The organism is Nodularia sp. UHCC 0506, from assembly GCF_034931045.1.
Taxonomy (GTDB): domain Bacteria; phylum Cyanobacteriota; class Cyanobacteriia; order Cyanobacteriales; family Nostocaceae; genus Nodularia.
The window spans coordinates 1,690-6,712 of the sequence record NZ_JAYGHH010000088.1 but is presented as its reverse complement, the minus strand read 5'-3'; the positions used below and the strand labels follow the sequence as shown (position 1 = coordinate 6,712).

Genomic DNA, 5,023 nt, shown 5'->3' with positions numbered 1-5,023 from the left:
GAGGAATATGGCGGTGAGGAGGGTTTGCTGGAGGAAGTCACGGGGGATAATGGTAAAATTTCTAAGGCAAGTCTGAATAATCGCCTGAAATTGATTAAAAATGAGCGGACTTTTGCGGATGAGTTAAAGGTGTTAAAGGTTTATTTAAAGTTAATTGAGCAAGAGGCGGAAGTTATTAAACAAATCAAAGCCGCAACTGAAGCACTGGATGACAAGGTTTTAGAGAAATATAAGCAGTTAAGTTCGGATGAAATTAAAACCCTGGTGATTGATGATAAGTGGATGGCGACTTTGCGAGGTGCGATTAATTCGGAAATGGATCGGATTTCTCAACGGTTAACTCAAAGAATTAAGGAGTTATCGGAACGGTATGATACGCCTTTACCCCAGTTGAATAATGAGGTTGAGGTGTTGTCTCGTCGGGTTGAGGCGCATTTGCAAAGTATGGGGTTGGTTTGGTGATGGATATACCACATGGCTATAAAAAAACTGAGTTGGGTGTGATTCCTGAAGATTGGGTTATTTGTTCTATTAATCAATTAGTAGATAATAATATTATTGAAAAACCTTTAGATGGCAATCATGGTAATATCCATCCAAAAGGCAAAGATTATGTGAGTTATGGAATTCCGTTCATAATGGCAAATAGCATTCATGATGGAATTTTAGACTTAAACAATTGTCACTTTATCAAAAAAGAACAAGCTGACAATTTGCAAAAAGGATTTTCTTTGGCGGGTGATGTATTGCTTACCCATAAAGGTACTGTAGGGAATGTAACTATTGTTGGTAAGATTTTTACTCCTTATATAATGCTTACTCCACAGGTAACATACTACAGAGTTAAAGATAGTAATAAAATTACAAACTTATTTATTCGATACTTTTTTGAAAGTAGAAAATTCCAAACAATTTTACAAAATTTTTCTGGTGGAGGAACACGTTCTTATATAGGAATTACCAAGCAGAAAGAACTTCCTTTTGTTCTTCCCCCGCTTGCTGAACAGAAAGCGATCGCACAATCCTTAAGTGATGTTGATGCACTGATTACAGCCATAGATCAACTCATCACCAAAAAGCGTAACATCAAACAGGGGACAATGCAGCAACTCCTCACCGGCAAAAAACGCCTCCCCGGTTTTGGTGAAGGTTACAGCTATAAGCAAACTGAAATCGGAGAAATTCCTGAAGATTGGAATATTGTAAGTTATAGGGATAATCTGAGTATTATTTCTGGCTTGGGCTTTAAGAAGGCTGAATATAAAAATCATGGAGTCAAGCTATTAAGAATAGATAACGTTTCGTATGGAAGTATAAAGTGGGAATCTATTGCTCATCTGCCACAAGACTATGCTGAAAAACATAAAGATTTAGTTATTGAAGAAAATGATATTTTATTGGCTCTGAATAGACCAATCACTAATGGAAAGCTAAAAATTGCAATTGCAAAAAATACAGATATTCCAGCTATTCTGTACCAACGAGTTGGGAAAATTATATTTTTAAATCAAACTTATAATAAAAAATATGCTTTTTATCTGTTATCTAAGTTTATTAAGAAGTTTGTCGAAGAGAGCGCAGTTGGAACTGATCAACCATTTATAAGTACTACTAATTTAAAGAAATATAAAATTCCCCTTCCTCCCCCAGAAGAACAAAAAGCCATAGCTCAAATCCTCACCGACATGGACGCAGAAATAGAGGGTTTAGAAAAAAAGCTGGAAAAACACAAAACCCTAAAACAGGGAATGATGCAAGAACTGTTAACCGGAAAAACTCGCCTAAAATATAATTAAGATAATTAAACGCTATGGCTAAAAAATATAAAATATACCTTGATGTTTGCTGTTTAAATCGTCCATTTGACGACCAAACACATTTGCCAATTCGTCTAGAAACAGAAGCAATTTTAGAAATTCTCAGCCGTTGTCGATCTGGAGAATGGGAATTAGTCAGTAGTACAGCCCTAGAAGCAGAAATTGCTAGAACCCCAGATGTAACCAGAAGACAACAGGTAGAAGAAGGATTAGCGATCGCTCAATATAAGATTTTAATTACCGCAGAAATGTCTAGACGAGCTATAGAATTAACAAAATTTAATATTAAAAATTTTGATGCGCTTCATCTTGCGTGTGCTGAAGGTAAAGCTGACATCTTTCTCACAACTGATAACCGTCTATTGTCAAGAGCATTAAACTATAAGAATGACATAAATATAATAGTTGCTAATCCAATGATGTGGTTAGCAGAAGTTACCACCAATTTTGTAGAAGGAGAAGAAAATGACCCCAATTGAATTATATAGAAAAGGATTTCAAGCCCTAGTCGATGCTTTGGGATATCCTGATGCTATCAGATTTATTCGCCAATTTGACAATGGAAGTGGAGACTACACCAAAGAACGTCACCAATGGCTGGATGAGGTAACAATGGATGAAATCCTCATAGACATTCAGCAACGCCAAACAATATCTGACTCCCAAAACCAAGAACAATAATGAACCAGGTCGGACAACTAGAACGCCAAACTCAAAACCGCATCGTGCAGTTATTCCAGCACCAGTTAAACTATGAATATTTGGGAAATTGGCAAGACCGACCGAATAACAGCAACATCGAAACCGATTTATTAACCACCTTCCTGCGCGACACCCAAGGCTACAACCACACCCTCATCACCAAAGCCTTGAATGAACTCCACAAAAACACAGGCGACCAAAACCAAAACCTCTACAACATCAACAAAGCCGTTTATAGCCTCCTGCGCTATGGAGTCAAAATTAAAGAAGAAGTAGGAGAAAACACCCAAACCATTTGGCTAATTAACTGGAAACAACCCCACAAAAATCACTTCGCCATAGCAGAAGAAGTCACCATAAAAGGAGAAAACACCAAACGCCCAGATATAGTTTTATATATTAACGGTATCGCCCTCGGCGTTCTCGAACTCAAACGCAGCACCGTTTCCGTTTCCCAAGGTATCCGCCAAAACCTCGACAATCAAAAATCCATCTTTATTAAACCCTTCTTTCATACCATGCAATTGGTCATGGCCGGAAACAACACCGAAGGACTGCGTTATGGAACCATCGAAACCGCAGAACAATATTACCTCACCTGGAAAGAAGAAAATCCCCACCCCTCCCCTACAGAGATAGATTTAAATCTCTCTTCTACTTCTCCAGTCCCCCCTTCCCTCCCAGAAAAGGGGGAATTAGGTTCCCTCGACACACACCTCTTACAACTGTGTGAAAAACAGAGACTTCTAGAACTCATCCACGACTTTATCGTTTTTGACAGTGGAATCAAAAAACTATGTCGCCATAACCAATATTTTGGCGTAAAAGCCGCCCAAACTTACATCCAGCGCCAGGAAGGAGGTATAATATGGCATACCCAAGGCAGTGGTAAAAGCCTGACAATGGTGTGGTTAACCAAATGGATAAGGGAATATAACCCTAATGGTCGCGTCTTAATTATCACCGACCGGGAAGAACTAGACGGACAAATTAAAAACGTCTTTTTAGGAGTCAACGAAGACATCTATCGCACCAAAAGCGGGAGAGACTTAATCACCCAACTAAATAGTACCAAACCCTGGTTACTTTGCTCCTTAATCCATAAATTTCGCCAAAAAGACGCAAAAAAACAGCAAAGCGAATATAAAAAATACATCGCCGAACTAAAACGCAGTTTACCCGCAGACTTTCAAGCCAAAGGCGATATTTATGTCTTTGTCGATGAATGTCACCGCACCCAGTCGGGAGACTTACACAAAGCCATGAAGCAAATTCTCCCCCAGGCTTTATTCATTGGCTTTACAGGTACACCCTTACTAAAAAAAGACAAAAACAATAGTAACGAAGTATTTGGCGCTTACATTCACACCTACAAATTTAACCAAGCCGTCAGCGATCAAGTAGTCTTAGACTTGCGTTATGAAGCTCGCAATGTAGAACAGTATATCACCTCACAAACCAAAATAGATCAATGGTTTGCTGCTAAAACCAAAGGCTTAACTGCAACCGCGCAAGCCGAACTCAAAAAACGCTGGGGAACCATGCAAAAAGTTCTCAGTTCCCAATCCCGCATTAGTCAAATTGTCAATGATATCTTATTTGACTTTAGCACCAAAGACCGCCTGCAAAACGGCAGAGGTAACGCCATCCTCGTAGCTGGAAGCATTTACGAAGCTTGTAAATATTATGAATTATTCCAAGCCAAGGGTTTTAGCAAATGCGCCATTATCACCTCTTATGATGCTTCCTTAAAAAGTATTAAAGGTGAAACCACCGGCGAAGATGAACCCACGGAGAAAATTCAACAATATGAAATTTATCAAAAAATGCTCAACGGGAAAACCCCAGAGAAATTTGAGGAAGAAGTCAAAAGCACATTTATCAAATCACCCGCACAAATGAAACTGCTGATAGTAGTAGATAAACTGCTAACAGGATTTGATGCGCCTGCTGCTACCTATCTATATATAGATAAAACCATGAAAGATCATGGATTATTTCAAGCCGTTTGTCGAGTCAATCGCTTAGATAGTGCCGATAAAGAATATGGTTATATTATCGACTACAAAGACCTATTTAAAAGTTTAGAAAAATCCGTTACTGATTATACCTCAGAAGCCTTTGCCGATTATGATGCAGATGATATTCTCGGCTTATTAACCGACAGACTAGAACAAGGTCGAGAAAACCTCAACAACGCCAGAGAAGCAATTAAAATTTTGTGCGAACCGGTGGAACCTCCCCAAGACACACCCGCCTATATTCGCTATTTTTGCGGTGACACCACCAACCCCACGGACTTAAAAAACAACGAACAAAAACGCCACACGCTTTATAAAAGTGTAGCCGCATACATCCGGGCTTATGCTCATCTCGCCAATGATATGGAATCAGCCGGATATACCCCCAGCGAAATCGCAGTTATTCAAGCAGAAATTAAGCATTACGAACAGGTACGGGGGGAGGTAAAACTAGCCAGTTATGATTATAAAGATTTAAAAACC

General features: G+C 39.1%; 4 protein-coding genes and 1 pseudogene. All 5 read left to right on the top strand.

Annotated elements, in window-relative coordinates; translation table 11 throughout:
• Window positions 1-462: pseudogene (locus VB654_RS24855) on the top strand (type I restriction endonuclease); the annotation flags it as partial.
• A complete protein-coding gene (locus VB654_RS24850) occupies window positions 462-1,796 on the top strand; it encodes a restriction endonuclease subunit S (protein WP_323216507.1) in 1,335 nt (444 codons plus the stop codon). The pseudogene VB654_RS24855 and the gene VB654_RS24850, both read left to right, overlap by 1 nt.
• A gap of 14 nt (window positions 1,797-1,810) precedes the next feature.
• Window positions 1,811-2,296, top strand: a complete 486-nt coding sequence (locus VB654_RS24845) for a PIN domain-containing protein (protein WP_323216506.1) — start codon at window positions 1,811-1,813, stop codon at window positions 2,294-2,296.
• Window positions 2,283-2,498 carry a hypothetical protein gene (locus VB654_RS24840; protein ID WP_323216505.1) on the top strand — a complete coding sequence of 72 codons (216 nt, stop codon included), beginning with the start codon at window positions 2,283-2,285 and terminating at the stop codon, window positions 2,496-2,498. Before VB654_RS24845 ends, VB654_RS24840 begins: the two co-directional genes overlap by 14 nt.
• A partial coding sequence (locus VB654_RS24835) for an HsdR family type I site-specific deoxyribonuclease (protein WP_323216504.1) occupies window positions 2,498-5,023 on the top strand: 2,526 nt, incomplete at its 3' end. The genes VB654_RS24840 and VB654_RS24835, both read left to right, overlap by 1 nt.

Bases quoted from the DNA above. Each gene is read 5' to 3' on its own strand.
- VB654_RS24845 (WP_323216506.1), top strand. From the start codon at position 1,811: ATGGCTAAAAAATATAAAATATACCTTGATGTTTGCTGTTTAAATCGT.
- VB654_RS24850 (WP_323216507.1), top strand. From the start codon at position 462: ATGGATATACCACATGGCTATAAAAAAACTGAGTTGGGTGTGATTCCT.
- VB654_RS24840 (WP_323216505.1), top strand. From the start codon at position 2,283: ATGACCCCAATTGAATTATATAGAAAAGGATTTCAAGCCCTAGTCGAT.